The sequence below is a fragment of the Paenibacillus sp. Soil787 genome, from assembly GCF_001429545.1.
Classification (GTDB): domain Bacteria; phylum Bacillota; class Bacilli; order Paenibacillales; family NBRC-103111; genus Paenibacillus_E.
Genome location: NZ_LMSP01000042.1, coordinates 1 through 2397 on the forward strand (window position 1 = coordinate 1; position 2397 = coordinate 2397).

Consider the following 2397-nt stretch of genomic DNA (forward strand, 5'->3'; position numbering starts at 1 on the left):
GTAACAGGACTTCGAATAAAAGGGGAACAAGAAATAGGCGAAAGCAAGAAGAACATGGAGGAGATTGCTTCTCCTGCTCAATTGCAGTATTCGGGACTTGCTGTGTTTAAAAAAGACAAACTGATCGGCTGGCTGAACGAAGAAGAAAGCAAAGCGTATAACTATGTCGTCAATCATGTGAAAAGTACGGTTGGTGATGTAGCTTGTCCTGAAGGCGGAAAAGTTTCATTAGAGGTCATTCGCTCAAAAACGGAAGTCAAGGGCAAATTGGAGAACGGAAAACCCCGAATTGATGCGAACATTCGAATAGAAGCCAATGTAGGGGGGGTGGAATGTTATATCGATCTGACCAAAACGAAAACGATTGATGAGTTGGAGAAGATTACGGAACAAAAGGTCCAAGGTTTCATTGAAGAGACAATAAAGAAGGTACAAAAAAAATACAAAGTCGATATTTTTGGTTTTGGGGAAGTGATTCATCGTTCTGAACCTAATTATTGGAAAAAAGTGAAAAGCGAATGGGATCAGGTATTTGTCAATCTTCCGGTTGATGTGAACGTGGATGTGAAGATTCGGCGTTTAGGCACCGTGAGCAATTCTTTTCTGGAAGAAATGAAGAAAAAGTGAAGGTGCATCTCAGGATGGGTTCAATCTTGGCACTCTTGTTGATCGTAGCAGGGATCATCGTCGTTGAAGTTCCCTCACTACGGAAAAGAAGGTTAAAAAAAGAGTTGTTGGCTTTTTTCGTTATGCTTCTGATTGGATTGGGATTGAATATCGCACAAATTTTGAACGTCAAAATACCTACTCCATTAGATTTGATTGTGATCATTTATGAGCCGGTTAAAGATTGGATTGCCGGTTTGTTTTAATAAAATTTTTAAAAAAAGCGGGTGTATGCAGGTGCTGGAAAAGGGTAACATTGCAGGACGGCAATTTATGGTGTTAGTCGTCTTTTATATTCTCGGCAGCGCTATTCTTTTTATTCCAGGGAAGCTTACCGTTCCAGGAAAACAAGATAGCTGGATTGCCGCTCTTGTCGCAACGGGGATCGGTTTACTCATTGTCTCATTGTATAATGTTATTATGAGACGAAATCCCACCATGACCATCGTTGAATATAGCGAGCACGTCCTGGGAAAATGGTTTGGAAAAATAGTCGCTCTGATCTTTTTATCATTTTTTTATATCCTTATCGGTCTTGATGTCAGGGATATAGGGGACTTCTTGTCTACACAAGTAATGCCCGAAACACCCATTCAAGCATTCTTCATTCCTTTTTTATGTGTGGTTATCTTCGGGGCACGTTATGGTTTAGAAGTGTATGCACGCTTTGCGGAATTATTTTTTCCTGTCATCCTGCTTCTTTATTTTATACTCGTAATCTCGATTTCTCCACAAATCAAGCTTGAGAACATACAACCTGTCTTCGAGCATGGGATCAAAGGAATAGCAACCGCAGCGCCTGTTATGATTGGATTTCCTATGAGTGAACTCGTCGCCTTATTAATGATTTATCCTTACGTGAATCAACAAATAATGGCAGCAAAAGGGTTTCTCATCGGCACATTGATCGGCGGAATGATGTTAACTCTCATTACATTCATAAGCATCGGGGTTCTTGGACCTTTCGGAACAGTGAGCACCTCTTATCCAAGCTATCTGTTAGCCCAAAAAATTAATATCGGTGACTTTTTTCAAAGGGTAGAAGCTATTATCGCTGTGATTTGGTTTTTTACCCTCTTCACTAGAGTCATCATATTCTTTTATGCTATCGTTCTAGGATTAGCTCAAATCATGAAACTCAAAGACTACCGACCGTTAATTATTCCCATCGGTCTGATTCTACTCCCTTTTGCTCAAACTGTCTCGCCAAATTTTATTCATATTATCCAGACAACCAAGTATGAATGGGTTATGTATCAGATCACGTGTGGGGTTATTTTCCCCCTTCTCTTGTTGGGAGGAGATACTCTCAGAAAATATCTGGGACATATGTACCGAAAATAAAAAACTGTCAGTTACCATTAATTCCTTGATATTAGAGGGTACGGTGACCCCTTAACCGCTAAGCTAACAAGTTTATATCTAATAAGGAGAGGCCATACTGGAACCATCAAACTTGTAAAAGAAGGTCGCAGTAAGTCCATTTTCGATCAATTATTTCGCTCCCGCACCATCGTCTTTAGGGTTTATTTGCCATCATCAGTCCCCGAAGCCAAGGCAAGAAAATTAGAGGGGAAAGGGGGAGGTTTCGATGAAACGAAAGCTGGCCCTGTTATTCTTGTTCGCCGTCTTGCTCTTATTCGTCACCGGATGTTGGAACCGCCGGGAATTGAATGATCTCGCGATCGCGGTAGCTATTGGGATCGATAAAGCGGGGAATCAATATCGGGT

At 41.0% G+C, this 2397-nt stretch carries 3 protein-coding genes; all 3 read left to right on the forward strand.

What is annotated here, in order from left to right:
• Positions 1-627: Ger(x)C family spore germination protein (locus ASG93_RS26180; protein WP_156411048.1), on the forward strand; the 627-nt coding region annotated here is incomplete at its 5' end.
• 26 nt (positions 628-653) lie between these two features.
• A complete protein-coding gene (locus ASG93_RS26185; protein WP_235550970.1) occupies positions 654-872 on the forward strand; it encodes a hypothetical protein in 219 nt (72 codons plus the stop codon).
• Between the two features lie 31 nt (positions 873-903).
• The gene (locus tag ASG93_RS26190) at positions 904-2010 is read left to right on the forward strand and encodes a GerAB/ArcD/ProY family transporter (RefSeq protein WP_063891973.1); all 1107 of its coding nucleotides are present in this window, start codon (positions 904-906) and stop codon (positions 2008-2010) included.
• The last annotated feature ends 387 nt before the right edge of the window (positions 2011-2397 follow it).